The 15,259-nt window shown below is 64.3% G+C and carries 16 protein-coding genes and 1 pseudogene; 7 read left to right on the forward strand and 10 right to left on the reverse strand.

Going from position 1 to position 15,259, the window contains the following annotated elements; translation table 11 throughout:
- From ABVN20_RS26655 to ABVN20_RS26680, 6 genes and pseudogenes are all read left to right on the forward strand, one after another.
- Complete coding sequence (locus ABVN20_RS26655; RefSeq protein ID WP_192306311.1) at positions 1-681, forward strand: response regulator; 681 nt, start codon at positions 1-3, stop codon at positions 679-681.
- On the forward strand, positions 678-2,003 hold the full coding sequence (locus ABVN20_RS26660) for an ATP-binding protein (RefSeq protein ID WP_368558789.1): 1,326 nt from the start codon (positions 678-680) through the stop codon (positions 2,001-2,003). Before ABVN20_RS26655 ends, ABVN20_RS26660 begins: the two co-directional genes overlap by 4 nt.
- A 216-nt stretch (positions 2,004-2,219) precedes the next feature.
- Positions 2,220-2,741: a GNAT family N-acetyltransferase gene (locus tag ABVN20_RS26665; protein ID WP_368558790.1), complete on the forward strand. Its 522-nt coding sequence runs from the start codon at positions 2,220-2,222 to the stop codon at positions 2,739-2,741.
- Between the two features lie 39 nt (positions 2,742-2,780).
- Positions 2,781-4,193: an aspartate aminotransferase family protein gene (locus ABVN20_RS26670; protein ID WP_368558791.1), complete on the forward strand. Its 1,413-nt coding sequence runs from the start codon at positions 2,781-2,783 to the stop codon at positions 4,191-4,193.
- Between the two features lie 80 nt (positions 4,194-4,273).
- Positions 4,274-4,501 (forward strand): MbtH family protein, encoded by a 228-nt coding sequence (locus tag ABVN20_RS26675; protein ID WP_368558792.1) that lies wholly within the window; start codon positions 4,274-4,276, stop codon positions 4,499-4,501.
- A 593-nt stretch (positions 4,502-5,094) separates the two neighbouring features.
- Positions 5,095-5,208: pseudogene (locus tag ABVN20_RS26680) on the forward strand (outer membrane lipoprotein carrier protein LolA); the annotation flags it as partial.
- 440 nt (positions 5,209-5,648) lie between these two features.
- On the opposite strand, the gene ABVN20_RS26685 reads toward ABVN20_RS26680, so the two are convergent.
- The 10 genes from ABVN20_RS26685 to ABVN20_RS26730 all read right to left on the reverse strand — a co-directional run bounded on the left by ABVN20_RS26685 (position 5,649) and on the right by ABVN20_RS26730 (position 13,791).
- A complete protein-coding gene (locus tag ABVN20_RS26685) occupies positions 5,649-5,957 on the reverse strand; it encodes a DUF3077 domain-containing protein (protein ID WP_368558793.1) in 309 nt (102 codons plus the stop codon).
- Positions 5,958-6,880: 923 nt separating this feature from the next.
- On the reverse strand, positions 6,881-7,783 hold the full coding sequence (locus tag ABVN20_RS26690) for a metal ABC transporter substrate-binding protein (protein ID WP_368558794.1): 903 nt from the start codon (positions 7,781-7,783) through the stop codon (positions 6,881-6,883).
- Positions 7,784-8,683, reverse strand: coding sequence for a metal ABC transporter permease (locus ABVN20_RS26695; RefSeq protein WP_368558795.1), 900 nt, complete (start codon positions 8,681-8,683; stop codon positions 7,784-7,786).
- Positions 8,683-9,426, reverse strand: a complete 744-nt coding sequence (locus ABVN20_RS26700; RefSeq protein ID WP_368558796.1) for a metal ABC transporter ATP-binding protein — start codon at positions 9,424-9,426, stop codon at positions 8,683-8,685. The genes ABVN20_RS26695 and ABVN20_RS26700 overlap by 1 nt, the downstream gene beginning before the upstream one ends.
- Entirely contained in the window at positions 9,423-10,349 is a 927-nt protein-coding gene (locus ABVN20_RS26705; protein ID WP_368558797.1) for a metal ABC transporter substrate-binding protein, read from the reverse strand. Before ABVN20_RS26705 ends, ABVN20_RS26700 begins: the two co-directional genes overlap by 4 nt.
- A gap of 35 nt (positions 10,350-10,384) precedes the next feature.
- A complete protein-coding gene (locus tag ABVN20_RS26710) occupies positions 10,385-10,957 on the reverse strand; it encodes a DUF6162 family protein (RefSeq protein WP_368558798.1) in 573 nt (190 codons plus the stop codon).
- Positions 10,954-11,283 carry a hypothetical protein gene (locus ABVN20_RS26715; RefSeq protein ID WP_368558799.1) on the reverse strand — a complete coding sequence of 110 codons (330 nt, stop codon included), beginning with the start codon at positions 11,281-11,283 and terminating at the stop codon, positions 10,954-10,956. Before ABVN20_RS26715 ends, ABVN20_RS26710 begins: the two co-directional genes overlap by 4 nt.
- Positions 11,280-11,819: a thiamine pyrophosphate-binding protein gene (locus tag ABVN20_RS26720; protein ID WP_368558800.1), complete on the reverse strand. Its 540-nt coding sequence runs from the start codon at positions 11,817-11,819 to the stop codon at positions 11,280-11,282. Before ABVN20_RS26720 ends, ABVN20_RS26715 begins: the two co-directional genes overlap by 4 nt.
- Positions 11,816-13,018, reverse strand: a complete 1,203-nt coding sequence (locus ABVN20_RS26725; protein WP_368558801.1) for a PepSY-associated TM helix domain-containing protein — start codon at positions 13,016-13,018, stop codon at positions 11,816-11,818. The genes ABVN20_RS26720 and ABVN20_RS26725 overlap by 4 nt, the downstream gene beginning before the upstream one ends.
- Before the next feature lie 314 nt (positions 13,019-13,332).
- Entirely contained in the window at positions 13,333-13,791 is a 459-nt protein-coding gene (locus ABVN20_RS26730; RefSeq protein WP_368558802.1) for a VOC family protein, read from the reverse strand.
- Between the two features lie 253 nt (positions 13,792-14,044).
- Here ABVN20_RS26730 and ABVN20_RS26735 point away from each other — a divergent pair, with 253 nt between their 5' ends.
- Entirely contained in the window at positions 14,045-15,259 is a 1,215-nt protein-coding gene (locus ABVN20_RS26735) for an SfnB family sulfur acquisition oxidoreductase (protein WP_368558803.1), read from the forward strand.

Genomic DNA, 15,259 nt, shown 5'->3' on the forward strand with positions numbered 1-15,259 from the left:
ATGCACGTACTGGTTTGCGAAGACGATGAGTTGATCGCCAGCGGGATCGTGGCCGGGCTGACCGCGCAGGGCCTGACCGTCGAGCACGTCAACACCGCCTCCAAGGCGCGGGCGATGCTCAAGGTCGCGGAGTTCGACGTGATGGTGCTCGACCTCGGCCTGCCCGACGAAGACGGCTTGAAACTGTTGCAGCAGCTGCGCCACAGCGGCCTGGAAATCCCGGTGCTGATCCTGACGGCGCGCGATTCGGTGACCGACCGGGTAGACGGCTTGCAGGCCGGGGCCGACGATTACCTGCTCAAGCCGTTCGACCTGCGCGAACTGGCCGCGCGCCTGCACACGCTGTTGCGACGGGTGGCGGGGCGCAGCGTCAACCTGATCGAGCACGGCCGCCTCACCTACGACCCGAGCAGTCGCGAAACCCTGCTCGGCGGCCAGCCTGTAGACCTGTCGCGCCGCGAGCAATCGCTGTTGCAGGCCCTGTTGCACAACCGTGGCCGGGTGCTGTCCACCGAACAGCTCAAGGACAGCGTCTACGGCTTCAATGACGAGCTGGAAAGCAACGCCCTCAACGTGCATATCCATCACCTGCGGCGCAAACTTGGCAATGGCATTGTCGAGACGGTGCGCGGCCTGGGCTATCGCCTGGGCCCGGCCGATGGCGGAGAAGAATCCAAGTGATGAGCCTGCGTGTACGCCTGAGCCTGACCCTGGGCGCCGCTTTTGCGCTGATCTGGGCGCTGGCGGCGGCCTGGATGCTCAGCGACCTGCGCAACCAGATGATGTTTTCCCTCGACCAGCGGCTGGTGGCCTCGGCGCGCATGGTCGCCGGGCTGATGGAGCAGTTGCCGGCCCTGCCGACCAAGGGCGAAGGCACCCATTTCAGCGCCGAACAACTGAACATTCCGGGCGGCATGGCCTGCCAGGTCAGCTCGTTGCGCGGCGAAATCCTCGCCCGCAGCCATGCCGACCCGCAACAAACCCTGGAAGCCGAGAAAATGGGCTTCCACGACCAGATCATCGACGGTGCGCCCTGGCGCAGCTTCACCCTGGCCCGTGGCGATGTGCGAATCACCACCGCTGATCGGCAGATCGAGCGCGAGGCCCTGAACATGTCGATCCTGCTGGCCGCCTCGGTGCCGGTCGGCGTGGCCTTGCTCGGTTGCCTGTGCCTGTTGTGGCTGGGCATCGGCCAGGGCCTGGCGCCGCTCAATCGCATGCGCGATGCGCTGATGCGTCGCAGCGCCGACTCGCTCGAACCCTTGCAGATCCAGCCGCTGCCCAGCGAACTGAAACCGCTGCTCGACACCCAGAACCAGCTGTTGCAGCGCATCGGCAAGACCATCGAGCGTGAGCGCCGCTTGACCGGCGATGCGGCCCACGAACTGCGCAGCCCGCTGACGGCGATCAAGACCCACCTGCAAGTGGCGCGCATGACCGACGGTGCGGCCCGCGACCAGTCCCTGGCCCGGGCCGAAGAGGGCGCCGACCGCATGCACCGCACCCTCGAACAGTTATTGCTGCTGGCCCGGGTCGAAGGCAGCCTGTCGTTCGATGACGGCGTTCAATGCAGCGCCGAACAGGTGGCGAAACTGGCGATCCAGGACGCCGCCAGCGGCGAACGCCAGCGCATCGCCTTCAAGCCGGCGACGACCCTGTCCGCCGCGCCGGTGCAGATGCCCGCGGTGCTGTCGATTGCCGCATTGCGCAACCTGCTGGACAACGCCCTGCGCCATACCCCGGGCGACGGCCCGGTGGAACTGAGCCTGGAAACCCGCGACAACCGCGTGCGCTTCATCGTGCGCGACCATGGCCCGGGCATCGCCCCGGACGATCTGCAACACCTGACCCAACGGTTCTGGCGCAACGGCCAGAGCACCGGCTGCGGCCTGGGCCTGGCGATTGTCCAGGCCATCGTTCAGCGTTGCGGCTGTACGCTGCATTTCGACAGCCGGCCGGATGGTTTGCGGGTTGAACTGACGATGCCGTTGCAGCCGGTTTGACGGGTTACCACAACCCCCTGTGGGAGCGAGCCTGCTCGCGATGGCGGTCTGTCGGCTGGCACATTGTTGACTGACACAAAGCATCGCGAGCAGGCTCGCTCCCACAGTTGGGCTCTCCAGCCCACATCAAATGTAACGCCTCTCCAATAGCCATCCCCCACCCCCGACGCTATCTTGCAGCGCAGCTTTCTCTCAATGGATTGAGGTAACAGCGCCATGCAATCACCCCTGCAAGTCTGTAAGGCCACCCCGGCCGACGCCGGCATCATCAGCCGCATCATCGAGCGTTCGATCCGCGTTGGCTGTGCCCTGGACCACCGCAATGACCCCGATACCCTCGCCACCTGGACCCGCAACAAAACCCCCGCGCACATCCAGCCATGGCTGGCCGACCCGCGGCTGTACCTCAACCTCGCCCTGTCGCGGGACAAACCGGTGGGCATGGCGATGGCCACCCTCGATGGCCGGCTGGCGCTCTGTTACGTGCTGCCGGAATGGTTTCGCCGTGGCGCCGGGCGGGCGCTGGTGCATGACCTCGAAGGCTGGCTGATCGAGCAGGACCTGGCGCACGTGCGCCTCAACAGCACCCGCACGGGCGAGACCTTTTATCGCCGCCTCGGCTATCGGCCCTGCGCTGAAACCTTCATCGCCGCCGGGCTGCACGCCATCCCGATGCACAAGGCCCTGACACGCCTGTCAGAGAAAGCTGATCCAGGGTCTAAATCCCCGGCGTGCTGATGCGTTTCCAGAACAGGAAAACCTATCGAGGGTTCAGAAATGTCAGTCGCTACCAGCCTTGTGCACGATCAGTCGGCCCGGTCCGCTCCAGCACCGGCCGAGACGCTTTATCAGTTCAACGACTCACCGCTGCTGGCACGCCAGAGCCAGCAGGAGTCCAATGCCCGCAGCTACCCGCGACGTATTCCCCTGGCGCTCAAGCGGGCCAAGGGTATTCATGTCGAGGACGTCGAAGGCCGCCGTTTCATCGACTGCCTGGCCGGCGCCGGGACGCTGGCCCTGGGGCATAACCACCCAGTGGTGATCGAAGCGATCCAGGAGGTGCTGGCCGATGAACTGCCGCTGCACACCCTCGACCTGACCACGCCAGTCAAGGACCAGTTCGTCCAGGACCTGTTCGGTTTGCTGCCACCGGCACTGGCCGCCCAGGCGAAGATCCAGTTCTGCGGCCCGACCGGCACCGACGCGGTGGAAGCGGCGCTGAAACTGGTGCGCACCGCCACCGGGCGCAGCACCGTGCTGTCGTTCCAGGGCGGTTATCACGGCATGAGCCAGGGCGCCTTGAGCCTGATGGGCAGCCTGGGGCCGAAACGGCCATTGGGCGCGCTGCTCAGCAGCGGCGTGCAGTTCATGCCCTATCCCTACGACTACCGTTGCCCGTTCGGCTTGGGCGGCGCCCAAGGGGTGCAGGCCAACCTCAACTACCTGGAAAACCTGCTCAACGACCCCGAGGCCGGCGTGCAATTGCCGGCGGCGGTGATCGTCGAAGTGGTGCAGGGCGAGGGTGGGGTCATCCCGGCCGACCTCGACTGGTTGCGCGGCTTGCGCCGCATCACCGAGCGGGCCGGGGTGGCGCTGATCGTCGACGAGATCCAGAGCGGTTTTGCCCGCACCGGCAAAATGTTTGCCTTCGAACACGCCGGGATCGTTCCGGACGTGGTGGTGATGTCCAAGGCCATCGGTGGCAGCCTGCCGCTGGCGGTGGTGGTCTACCGCGACTGGCTCGACACCTGGCAGCCGGGCGCCCACGCCGGCACGTTCCGTGGCAACCAGATGGCCATGGCGGCGGGCTCTGCGGTGATGCGTTATCTGGTCGAGCACAAGGTCTGCGAGCACGCCGCCGCCATGGGTGAACGCCTGGGCGAACACCTGCGCATCCTGCAACGGGACTTCCCGCAACTGGGCGACATCCGTGGCCGTGGTCTGATGCTTGGCGTGGAACTGGTCGACCCGACCGGCACGCCGGACGCGCTGGGCCATCCACCGGTGTTCGCGCGCCTGGCACCGCTGGTCCAGCGCGAATGCCTCAAGCGTGGGCTGATTCTCGAACTGGGCGGCCGGCATGGCGGCGTGGTGCGCTTCCTGCCGCCACTGGTCATCACCTCGGCCGAAATCGACCAGGTGGCCGAGATTTTTGGCCGGGCGATGAGCGCTGCTATCGCCAACCTGTAAATTTTTGCGCGTCGATAACGTTCCTTCTACATACCGGCTGTGCGTGTGGCGCAGCCTATCCAACAGCGATGGAGAAACACATGACTTCAGTATTCGACCGCGAGGACATCGTCTTCCAGGTGGTGGTCAACCACGAAGAGCAATACTCGATCTGGCCCGACTACAAGGCCGTCCCCGAAGGCTGGCGCACTGTGGGCAAGAGCGGCCTGAAAAAGGAATGCCTGGCCTACATCGAAGAAACCTGGACGGACATGCGGCCGTTGAGCTTGCGCAAGAAGATGGAAGAGCAGGCGGCGGTGGCGCACTAAACCTGTAGGAGCGAGCTTGCTCGCGATGGCGGCCTGACGGTGTACATATCTGTTTCTGCGGTCACGGCCGCTTAGGGTTTCGCTCTTACAGCGGGTCGTTTTGGGACCCCTGTAGGAGCGAGCTTGCTCGCGATGGCGGCCTGACGGCGTACATATCCGTTCCTGCGGTAACGACCGCTTATGGTTCCGCCCTTACGGCGGGTCCCTTTTGGCAAACGCCCCAAAAGGAACCAAAAACGCTCGCCCCAGCGTACGGCCCCTCGCTGACGCTCGGGGTTCCTTCGCTCCGGCATCCATCCGGGGACATCGCCTCCGGTTTGCTTCGCTGCACCTCCTCTCGATGTGTGCGGCTGCGCCGCACGGCGCTACGCGCCTATTCCCCGGATGAATGCCTCCACTCAGCCTGCCGAAGGGGCGGGTGGATCAAGAGCAAGATCAAAAGCAGGATCAAGAGCTAGCTGTTTTCCTCTGTGGGAGCGAGCCCGCTCGCGATAGCGATCTCACAGTCACCCCAATATCTACTGACGGACACTGCCCCTGTGGGAGCGGGCTTGCTCGCGAAGGCGGCCGGCCAGCCGACCTTTCCTTTGTTGGTGCACCCGGTCCCTGTAGGAGCGAGCTTGCTCGCGATGGTCGTCAACGATGACGCTGGCTGCCTGACACCCCGCGGTGTCCGGTCCACCATCGCGAGCAAGCTCGCTCCTACAGGGTAAAGCGCGCGATTTCACAGGCGCCGCAGATTGCCCCGTCGGAAGGCCGAGTGGAGGTTCTGCGCAGTGGGCAACCCGGCATGGATGCCGGGTTAGCCGCCCTCGGCCAAGGATGGCCGATGGCGGCGGGCCCACGGAGCAGGACCGGAGCGAGGGAACCCTGAGCGCCAGCGAAGGGCCGTACGTCAGGGGCCGGGCGTTTTGGTGACTTTGGCGCTCCAAAGTCACCCGCCGTAAGGGCGGAACCCAAAGCGGCCGTGACCGCAGAAACGGATATGTACACCGGAAGGCCGCCATCGCGACCAAGCTCGCTCCTACAGGGCTCCAAAGTCACCCGCCGTAAGGGCGGAACCGAAAGCGGCCGTTTCCGCAGAAATGGATATGTACACCGTAAGGCCGCCATCGCGAGCATGCTCGCTCCTACAGAGGGGGCGGGGTCATTTCTTGGATTCGGCCTGTGTTCGCTTTGGCGTGGGCTCCAACACTTTCACCACATCATCCACCAACGCCTTGCCCATCTGCATCAGGTAATGCGCGGCCCAGGCGTGCCGGTCGGTATCGCGGACAAAGGCGGCATCCTGGGTCAGGCCCTTGGCCAGGAACAGGAAGTCGGAAGCCATGGACAGCGCGTCAGCGAGCGGGACGTTGCGAGAGACGTGGAAGAGCGGGTTGTCGGAGCAGTAGATGAGTGGCGTGAAGCCGATGGTTTTGAGTTCGGCGGGGCTTGATGGCTTTGTTGTTTTCATTGGTTTTACTCCATGGTTCAAGGAGCTGCCACCTCCGTTTCCAAGCGAAGGGAGGCAGCTGTACGCAGGTTGGAAAACCGGGAACCAAGGAACCGGCACGCCCCCGAGGAGAGCGTCCCGCGCACAGCCGCCATTAATCCAGATCACGGGCGAAAGAGCGCCTGCATTCTGAAGGTACTGATGCACGTTGATTCGACAGGTTTCCAAGCCCGATCGCTGAAAGCTCAGCGACGACCCGAGACTATCCCGCCAAAGAAACGCGCAACAAGGCATCAAATTGCCCAACAGCAAGAATCAGAGTTTGCCTACAAAGACCTGTAGGCGCCATCCGATATTCCCACTGCACGTTTAAACACAATCCTCTGTAGGAGCGAGCTTGCTCGCGATGGACGACCGGACACCGTGGGGTGTCAGGCCGCCAACTTCATCGTTGACGACCATCGCGAGCAAGCTCGCTCCTACAGAGACAGAAAAAGAAACAGAACCACGATCCCACAGGCGCCGCAGATTGCCCCGTCGGAAGGCCGAGTGGAGGTTCTGCGCAGTGGGCAACCCGGCATGGATGCCGGGTTAGCCGCCCTCGGCCAAGGATGGCCGATGGCGGCGGGCCCACGGAGCAGGACCGGAGCGAGGGAACCCTGAGCGTCAGCGAAGGGCCGTACGTCAGGGGCGGGCGTTTTGGTTACTTTGGCGCTCCAAAGTAACCCGCCGTAAGGGCGGAACCAGAAGCGGCCGTGACCGCAGCAACGGATATGTACACCCGTCAGGCAGCCATCGCGGGCAAGCCCGCTCCTACAGAGTCACCCGCCGTAGGGGCGGAACCCAAAGCAGCCGCCATCGCGAGCAGGCTCGCTCCCACAAGGTTCAAACCGCTGCCGCAGGAATGGAAATGCCCACCCGCCGCAGCAAACAAGGCTCAGACCTCAAACCCCATTCAACCCCTTGATCAGCAAATCCACATTCCCCTCCAGTTCACCCACCGGATCGGCACCGTCCACGCCCAGCACCACCAATCGGCTACCCGACTCGGCAATGGCCGCCTTCACCGCGTCGGACGGCTGGCGGTGGTGCATGACCACGGCCACGTCATTGTCCTTGAGCGTCGCCGTCAATTGCTTCAGCGCCTCGGGCGTCCATTCGGTGTCCGGGCGTGGGTCGACGCCGATCAGTTCCAGGTTGAGGCTGCCGATCAGATAACCGAAGTGATCGCTCAAGCTCATCACGCTCAGGTTGTCGGCACTGGCCAGGCGCGCTTCGCTGTCGGCGCTGAACTTGAGCAGGCGCTGCTTGAGCGCCGCCAGGTTGGTTTCAATGGTCGGCTTGGCGGCGGGTGCCAGGCGCACCAGGTCAGCGGCCATGACATCGGCCATGCGCCCCATGTTGTTGCTGGACAGCCACGGCTGGCTGTTCAGGCCATCGACCTTGTTGTCCGGCTGTACGGCGATGCCGGGCAGGGCGCCGTCCACCGGGCGGGCGGCGTCGACTTCGACGATGCGGATGTTGCTGCGCCGGGAGATCGGGTACAGCGGGTCATCGGCCCACAGCGAACGCACGCCGATCACCGCGTCGGCATCGGTGGCCAGCTTGGCCAGCGCCGGGGCGCCACGGCCGGTGAAGTAGGCGCTCTGGCGGCTGCCCGGCAGGTTGGCCGGCGCGGCGCGTTCGAGGTTGACGTTGGTGCCCTTGAGCAGGACTTCGCCCAGGCCGTAGGTGATCGGCAGGGACGCCAGCACGTGCAGCGGCTTGGCGCTGTCGGCGGCGAAGGCAGTGTTGGCCAGCCCGCACAGGGCAACGGCCAGGGTCAGGCGACGCAGAGAAAATGACATTTATCCGATATTCCCTTTGAGGCTGGGGACGACGCCGCGCGCGATGGCGGCGAGGGCGAAGGCGATGCCGGCCATCAGGATGATCGCGGCGCCGGACGGCACCGGCAGGTCGAAGACGATCGGCGCAAGAATCCCGCACAGGGTGCTGACCGTGGCGATCAGCACCGAGCACCAGAAAAAGCCCTTGAGCGACTGGCTGAGCAAACGCGCCGCCGCCGCTGGAATCACCAGCAGGGCGCCGACCAGGATCGCGCCGATGACTTTCACGGCGGCCACGGTGATCATCGTCACCAGGATCACGAACAGGTAATCCAGGGCCTTCACCGCCACGCCACGGACCGCCGCCAGTTGCGGGTTGAAACTGGCGAGCATGATGCGGTTGTACAGCGGCAGGGCCAGCGCCATCACCAGCGAGCCGACGATGGCCAGCACCAGCAGGTCATTGCCGTTGACCGTCAGCACCGAGCCGAACAGCACGTTTTCCAGGATGTGCACGTTGATCTTGCCGGCCAGCACCAGCAGCAGGCTTGCGCCGAGTGCCAGCGACACCGACAGGAACACGCCGATCAGGGTATCCGGCGCCAGGCCGGTCCGGTTGCGCAGGTAGTTGAGCAGGATGCCGAACAGCAGGCAGTAACCGAACAGGCTGCCATAGGGCCCGGTATAGGGTTCGCCGAGCAGGATGCCGATGGCCACGCCGGTCAGTGCCGCGTGCCCCACGGCTTCGGAGAAGAACGCGAAGCGCTTGACCACCACCAGGGTGCCGAGGCCGCCCAGCACCGGGCCGATCAGCAGGCCGGCGAGCAGGGCGTTGACCACGAATCCATAGGCCAGCGCTTCCGGCAGGTAACCGGCCGACGCCCAGCCCTGGACCATCAGACGAAAGGCTTCGTAACTCATCAGGCAGCGCTCCGTGGATGGGTCGAGAACAGGGTCATCAGGGTTTCCGGGGTCAGCGCCTGCTTCGGTGTGGCGTCGAACAGCACGCGGCGGTTGAGGCCGGTGACACGGTCGGCCAGGCGCCCGACCGCTTCCAGGTCGTGCTCGATCCACAGCACGGTGATGCCGCTCTGGCGCCAGTCGCCCAGCAACCGCTCGAACACCTGGATGCCCGCTTCATCGAGGGCCGACATCGGTTCGTCCAGCACCAGCAACTGCGGCGTCGGGATCAGTCCCTGGGCCAGCAGCACGCGCTGGCGCTCGCCACCGGACAATGCGCCCATGCGGCGCTTGCGCTTGTCCTGCATGCCGACGCGCTCCAGCGCATCGCCGATGGCCGCCGCGTAGTGCTTGCTCAGCCCGAGGAACGCCGGTCGGCGCTGACACATCGCCGCCATGAAATCGTCGACGGTCATTGGCAGGCCCCGGTCGAACTCCAGCGCCTGGGGCACGTAGCCGATGGTGCCGGGTTCGCCCGGCCATTGCAGGCTCAGGCGACCCTGATGGGGCATTTGCCCGAGCAGGGTCTTGATCAGCGAACTCTTGCCGCCGCCGTTGGGGCCGACCAGCGCATGCACGCTGCCGGGCTGCACCTGGAAGGTGACCTTGTCGAGGATGGTGGTGCGGCCGAGCGTCAGGCTGATCTCGGCAAAGTCCAGGGTCGGGCCGCTGGTGCCCAGGTTGAGGGGTTCTTGAGCGGTCATGCGCCAGACTCCTGAATGGCCCGAACCACGGTGTTGAGGTTGCCGGTCATTTCCTTTTCGTACTTGTCGGCGGTGTATTCGCCGTAGGAAATGTGCGACAGCGGGTAGAGCTTCACCCCGGATTCACGCTGGATGGTGTCGACGTAGGTGGATGGGAAGTCCATCTCCGAGAAGATCACTTTCACGTCCAGCTCGCGCAGTTGATCGATGGTCTTTTTCAGCTGGCTCGGGCTTGGCTCGATACCGTGCGCCGGTTCCACCACGGCGGTGACTTCCAGGCCGAACTCGCGCAGCAAGTAGTCGTAAGCGGCGTGAACGGTGGCGACGCGCAGTTCGGCGTTCGGCGCCTGGGTCAGTTTCGCCAGGGCGTCGGCGCGCATCTGCCGCAGGCGTTTGCCGTAGGCGCGGGCGTTCTGCGTGTAGGTCTTGGCGTTGGCCGGGTCGAGCTTGCCCAGTTCGCGGGCGATGTTGTTGACCTGGGCGATCGAGGCGCTGATCGACAGGAAGGTGTGCGGGTTGACCACCTTGCCGGCGCCGCGAGCGGCAACTCCGGTGGCGGCTAGCAATGGCACGTTTTCGTTGGCTTCGATCACGGCGACGTTGGGGGTTTCGCTGGCGGCGATCATGCGGTCGGCGAAGTCGTCATGGCCGACGCCGTTGAGCACGATCACGTCCAACCCGCTGATGCGCTTGATGTCTTCGGCGCGGGGTTCGTAGGCGTGCGGGTTGAACCCGGCGGGAATCAGCGGCACCACGTCGGCCTTGTCGCCGACGATGTTGGCCACGTAGCTGTAATAAGGGTGCAGGGTGATGCCGATGCGCAGGCGCTTGGCCTCGTCGGCGCTGGCCAAAGGTGTCAGCAGGCAGGCAAGCAGGCCGACCAGCAGCAGGCGCCAGAAAGAGCGTTGAGATGAAATGGGCATGGGAAAGCGGTCTTCTCTCGATGAAAGGCGAGGGGTCAGTGCCGATGCTGGCGGGTCACGCCGGCGTCGAATTGCGCGACGATCTGCTGCCAGCCGGCGCTTTCCAGCGCGGCGTCAGTCAGGTCGGCGGGCGCCTTGAGGTCGGTGGCACGGCTGAGCCAGATGTCGGGGCCAGCGTCATCCGCGCCCAGGCGCATCAGAAACGAACCGGCCACGGCAGGTGCCTGGCTGTGGCCGAAGTATGCCTTGGTGTCGAGCAACTGCCAGACATGGCCGCCACGACTGACGGAACTGGCGTCCTGGGCGAACGGCGCAAAACCCTCGTCGGCGAGGGTTTGCGGCGTCGGCAGGGTTTGCTGTTCCTGTTGCAGCAGGTGGATTTCGTCCAGCGTGACCCGCAGGTCTGCGTAGATGCCTTGCTCGGCGGCGCTGAGATCGCGGCGGGCATCGAGTTGGTGGCTGGTGATGCTGGTGGTGTCCTGGGACTCGTGGCGCCAGGCGACGACGGAACCGGCAACCGCCAGGATCAGCAGGCACAACAGCAGCACATTGAGGGTTTCATGACCGGCCCCGGCCGGGCGCACGACTTGCGTGGTGGGTGTACTCATGGCGCCTGGATGTCCGCTTGGTCGATTTCGACGACGTGGCCGGGACCTGCGTCGAACAGCACGTAGAACTCGGCGCTCGGTTTCTTGAAGGTCAGTTTCGAGTCTTCGCCGAGCTTGCCCGGTACCAGGATGGTTTCGTCGTAGCCGATCACATCCAGGGTCACCCCCGGTGCACCGCTGCCGTCGGAGAAACCGCCGGTGCACTGGATCTGCTCGGCATCGAGTTCCTTGCACTCGCACATCGGGTTGTGCGCCAGGGCGCTGGCACTGAAGCCGGCGCACAGCACCAGCAGGGCGGCGTGAAATGGGCGAATGGCGTTGATCATGGTTTGCCTCCTTGTTTGTTCAGCCACGCAATGGTGGCCGGGGATGCCTGGCTCAGGGGAACGGCTGCCTGGTGCATCGAGCCGTCCCAACCTTCCATCGTGATCCACAGTTCGTCGGTGATTTTGGTCTTTTCCGGGATGGGCAACATGGCCCCCATGCGATACGGCGCGCCGAAGAAAATCACCCCGGCGGCGCGCAGGCTGCGCGGTTTGCCGATGCGCAGGTAAGTGGCCTTGACCTGATCGCGGCAGGTGTCACACAGCGCGGCGTTGAAGGCCTTCATGTAGCCGGCCGGGTCAGGGCGCGGCGCTTCATCGCGAAACTCGGCCAGGCGCAGGCTCCACGGCCCGACCTGCACTTCACCCACTTCCCGTTGGCCGAGGCCGTCGTCACCGCGAAACAGCGCGACTTCGGAAAAGTACTTGGGCATGAAACCCAGTGGGATCAGCAACAGCAGGATGTTGATGTGGAAGCGCCATTTGTGCCAGATGCGGCTCAGGGCCGACCCCGGTTTTTCAGCGGTAAACAGGCTCATTGGCTGACCTCCGGGGTGTTGTGGCTGGCGACTGGGGCGGTCTCGACGTTGCGTGGGCGTTTTTTCTCACGCTTGAGCGCATTGGCGGTGGCCAGGGCGGTACGTTTGGTCCAGATCAGCAGGCCGCTGAGGACCATCATGCTCAGCAGCAGGCCGAAGAAGAACCAGATCAGCTTGATCCACAGCCCGCCGAAGTCGCCGGTGTGCAGCGGACGCATGGATTCGGTCACCAACTCCAGGCCCGAGCGGTCGGACAGTTGGCGGGTCACGGCGACGTCGCCGGTGTACGGGTTGACCTCGGCGGTCTGGTAAATCAACGGATACCAGCTGCGACCACCCACCGAGAGGTAGCTGTAGGCGTTGGCGGGCAACTGCACGAAGCTGTCGTCGAGGCCGGGAATGCGCTCCTTGACCTGGGCGATGGCCGATTCGAGGCTGATCATCGGGGCCGGCGCGCCATTGGTGGTCAGCGGTACGCTTTCACGCGGCACCACCGGTGCCACCGGGGCGGTGGAAATCGAGATCTGGTTGTCGTACAGGAACGCTTCGATCATGAACCAGGTACCGGTGACGGAAATGGTCGCGATGAACCAGATCGACCAGATACCGCTGAGCCGGTGGAAATCCCCCCAGAAAATCCGCGCGCCGTGGCGCAGGCGCAGGGTCGGGCGCAGGAAGCCTTTCCAGAACTTCTTGTACACCACCAGCCCGGTGATCAACGACACCAGCATCGGCAGGCCCAGGAACGACACCAGGTACCAGCCCCAGCTGTAGCCATTGGTGAAAGGCACCAGCCACCAGCCGTGCAGGGCGCGGGTGAAGGCCTGGAAGTTGAATTCCGGTGCAACGCCCTGGATCACCCCGCTGTATGGGTTGACGTAGACCGTCACGCTGCGACCGTCGGGGTAGGTGACGCGGGCATCGAGGGCGAAGTGCGATTCGTCCGGACGGCTGATGGACTGCACCAGCGTGTTCGGCTCGGCCTTCTTCATCTCGGCGAGGATCTGGTCGTACGTCAGCAGCGGCGCATCGTCCGACGGCTGGGTCGCCCTCATTTCCGGATTGGCCAGCCAGACGATTTCCTGGCTGACCACGGCCAATGTGCCGGTGACACAGACGATCAGTACGAAAAACCAGATCGGCAGCGCCAGCCAGCTATGGACCAGAAACCAGAGTTTTGAACGGGATTTCTTCGACATGGTGGGGGTCTTGTATGGGATGAGAGGACGTTAGCTGCGGGCTTCCCAGCGTCAGGTCCATGGAAAGCCGGTCGTGGCTTTTGCCTACGCGAGCCGACTACATCTATATAAGACGGATGAGAATTCAAAATCCCGAAGTAAATATGAAAGTAAATGTTTCGTATTCTGGCAAATGGCAAAAACTGTGAACAACAACCTGTGGGAGCGAGCCTGCTCGCGATAGCGGTGCAACAGTTACAGACAGGCTGGCTGACACTACGCTATCGCGAGCAGGCTCGCTCCCACACGGCAGGGGATGGCTTGGCTTCAGGCTGTCACCCCTGCTGAAACATCTCCCTGGCCCTCTGCTCGATCTGCTCCTGGCTCAAGTCCTCCTTGCGCGTGGCCAGGAACCACAAATGCCCAAACGGGTCCTTCAGCGTGCCGGACCGGTCACCGTAGAACTGGTCCTTGACCTCTGACACCACCGTGCCGCCCGCCGCAATCGCCTGCTTGAAGGACGTGTCGACATCGTTGACATACAGGTGCAGGCCGACGGACGGTGAAGTGTCCGGATTACTCAACGGCCCCTGGTCGCACGGGCTCCCGAGCATGATCGGGCAGTCGCCGATGCGCAGCTCGGCGTGGCCGACGCCGCCGTCCGGCATGGCCAGGCGCATGATCTCGACGGCGCCGAAGGCCTTCTTGTAGAACTCGATGGCCTCGGCGGCTTTCTGGATGCCCAGGTACGGGGTAATGCCGGGATACCCCTCTGGAATGGGTTTGACGCTCATGATCCGTCTCCCTGTTCTTGTCTTGGTGAGGTGTTGCTTCGCCGATTCACTATAGGCCAGGCGCCTTATGATCATTGAATGCCCGACCGGCCGTAGCGCCACTGTTCAGCCATCAACAGTGAAGCAACAGAATGCCCGGCTGGGCATGGGGTAAACCCTGGGAAATGACCTGAACAGCCCGGAAACACGGGGTCTGGCGGTCAGGCACAGAAGCTGCAATGGCCTGGGTATTCACTGATCCCGAGAGACACCCATGCCTGAATCTGCCGTTTATCCGATCAACCCGCCTGCCGCCCATCGCATCCTGGATGAAGCCGAAGCCCTGAGCGTGGCACGGCACGTCGCCGCCGTGCTGCTGGAACAGGACGCCGAACGCGACCGCACGCGCCAGGTGCCCGCCGAGGTCGTCGACCTGTATTCCAACAGCGGCCTGTGGGGCATCAGCGTGCCCAGGGAATACGGCGGCGCGCAGGTGTCGTACGCAGTGCTGGCGCAGGTGATCGCGATCATCTCGGCTGCCGATCCGTCCCTGGGGCAGATCCCGCAGAATCACTATTGCCTGCTCGAAGACATCCGCCTGCAAGGCACGGCCGAGCAGCAGGCGCATTTCTTTGGCCTGGCGCTGCAAGGGCATCGGTTTGCCAATGCCCTGTCGGAGACCGGTGGCAAGAACGTGCAGGACATCCAGGCGACCATCCGCCGTTATGGCGACGGTCACGTCATCAACGGGCGCAAGGGTTATTGCACCGGTTCGCTCTACGCCCATTGGCTGGCGGTGCTGGCCCTGGATGAAGCGCACAACGGCCAGTTGTCGTTCGTGCCGCGCGGTACGCCGGGGCTGGTGATCGTCGACGACTGGGACAGCATCGGCCAACGCACCACTTCCAGCGGCACCGTCCTGGCCGAAGACCTGCACGTCCCGGCGTTCAACGTGTTCCCCACCTATCGCTCCTATGAAAGCCCGACCCTGGCCGGCCCCTTCGCGCAGTTGACCACCGCCGCCATCGACGCCGGCATTGCCCGCGCAGCGCTGCGCGACACCATCGCCTTCGTCCGCGAGTTCGCCCGGCCGTGGATCGACGCGGGTGTGGACAAGGCCAGCGAAGACCCGCTGACCATCATTCAGGTGGGCGCGCTGGAGATTCGCCTGGAAGCTGCCGAAGCCTTGCTGGAGCGCGCCGGCTGGGCGCTGGATGCCGCACGTTCGGCGCCCGATGAAGACAACGTCGCCCAGGCGTCCCTGGCGGTGGCCAAGGCCAAGGTGCTGACCACGGAAATCGCCATCGAAGCCAGCAACAAGTTGTTCGAACTCGGCGGCACCCGCTCGACCCTGAAAAAACACAATTTCGATCGGCACTGGCGCAACGCCCGGGTTCACACGCTGCACGACCCGGTGCGCTGGAAGTACCACGTGGTCGGCAACTGGCTGCTCAACGGCGTGAAGCCGCCACGCCACGACTGGTCGTGA

The organism is Pseudomonas sp. MYb118 (assembly GCF_040947875.1).
GTDB lineage: Bacteria > Pseudomonadota > Gammaproteobacteria > Pseudomonadales > Pseudomonadaceae > Aquipseudomonas.

Bases quoted from the DNA above. Each gene is read 5' to 3' on its own strand.
- ABVN20_RS26735 (WP_368558803.1), top strand. From the start codon at position 14,045: ATGCCTGAATCTGCCGTTTATCCGATCAACCCGCCTGCCGCCCATCGC.
- ABVN20_RS26705 (WP_368558797.1), bottom strand. From the start codon at position 10,349: ATGCCCATTTCATCTCAACGCTCTTTCTGGCGCCTGCTGCTGGTCGGC.
- ABVN20_RS26700 (WP_368558796.1), bottom strand. From the start codon at position 9,426: ATGACCGCTCAAGAACCCCTCAACCTGGGCACCAGCGGCCCGACCCTG.
- ABVN20_RS26675 (WP_368558792.1), top strand. From the start codon at position 4,274: ATGACTTCAGTATTCGACCGCGAGGACATCGTCTTCCAGGTGGTGGTC.
- ABVN20_RS26685 (WP_368558793.1), bottom strand. From the start codon at position 5,957: ATGAAAACAACAAAGCCATCAAGCCCCGCCGAACTCAAAACCATCGGC.
- ABVN20_RS26730 (WP_368558802.1), bottom strand. From the start codon at position 13,791: ATGAGCGTCAAACCCATTCCAGAGGGGTATCCCGGCATTACCCCGTAC.
- ABVN20_RS26670 (WP_368558791.1), top strand. From the start codon at position 2,781: ATGTCAGTCGCTACCAGCCTTGTGCACGATCAGTCGGCCCGGTCCGCT.
- ABVN20_RS26710 (WP_368558798.1), bottom strand. From the start codon at position 10,957: ATGAGTACACCCACCACGCAAGTCGTGCGCCCGGCCGGGGCCGGTCAT.
- ABVN20_RS26690 (WP_368558794.1), bottom strand. From the start codon at position 7,783: ATGTCATTTTCTCTGCGTCGCCTGACCCTGGCCGTTGCCCTGTGCGGG.
- ABVN20_RS26655 (WP_192306311.1), top strand. From the start codon at position 1: ATGCACGTACTGGTTTGCGAAGACGATGAGTTGATCGCCAGCGGGATC.
- ABVN20_RS26725 (WP_368558801.1), bottom strand. From the start codon at position 13,018: ATGTCGAAGAAATCCCGTTCAAAACTCTGGTTTCTGGTCCATAGCTGG.
- ABVN20_RS26695 (WP_368558795.1), bottom strand. From the start codon at position 8,683: ATGAGTTACGAAGCCTTTCGTCTGATGGTCCAGGGCTGGGCGTCGGCC.
- ABVN20_RS26665 (WP_368558790.1), top strand. From the start codon at position 2,220: ATGCAATCACCCCTGCAAGTCTGTAAGGCCACCCCGGCCGACGCCGGC.
- ABVN20_RS26720 (WP_368558800.1), bottom strand. From the start codon at position 11,819: ATGAGCCTGTTTACCGCTGAAAAACCGGGGTCGGCCCTGAGCCGCATC.
- ABVN20_RS26715 (WP_368558799.1), bottom strand. From the start codon at position 11,283: ATGATCAACGCCATTCGCCCATTTCACGCCGCCCTGCTGGTGCTGTGC.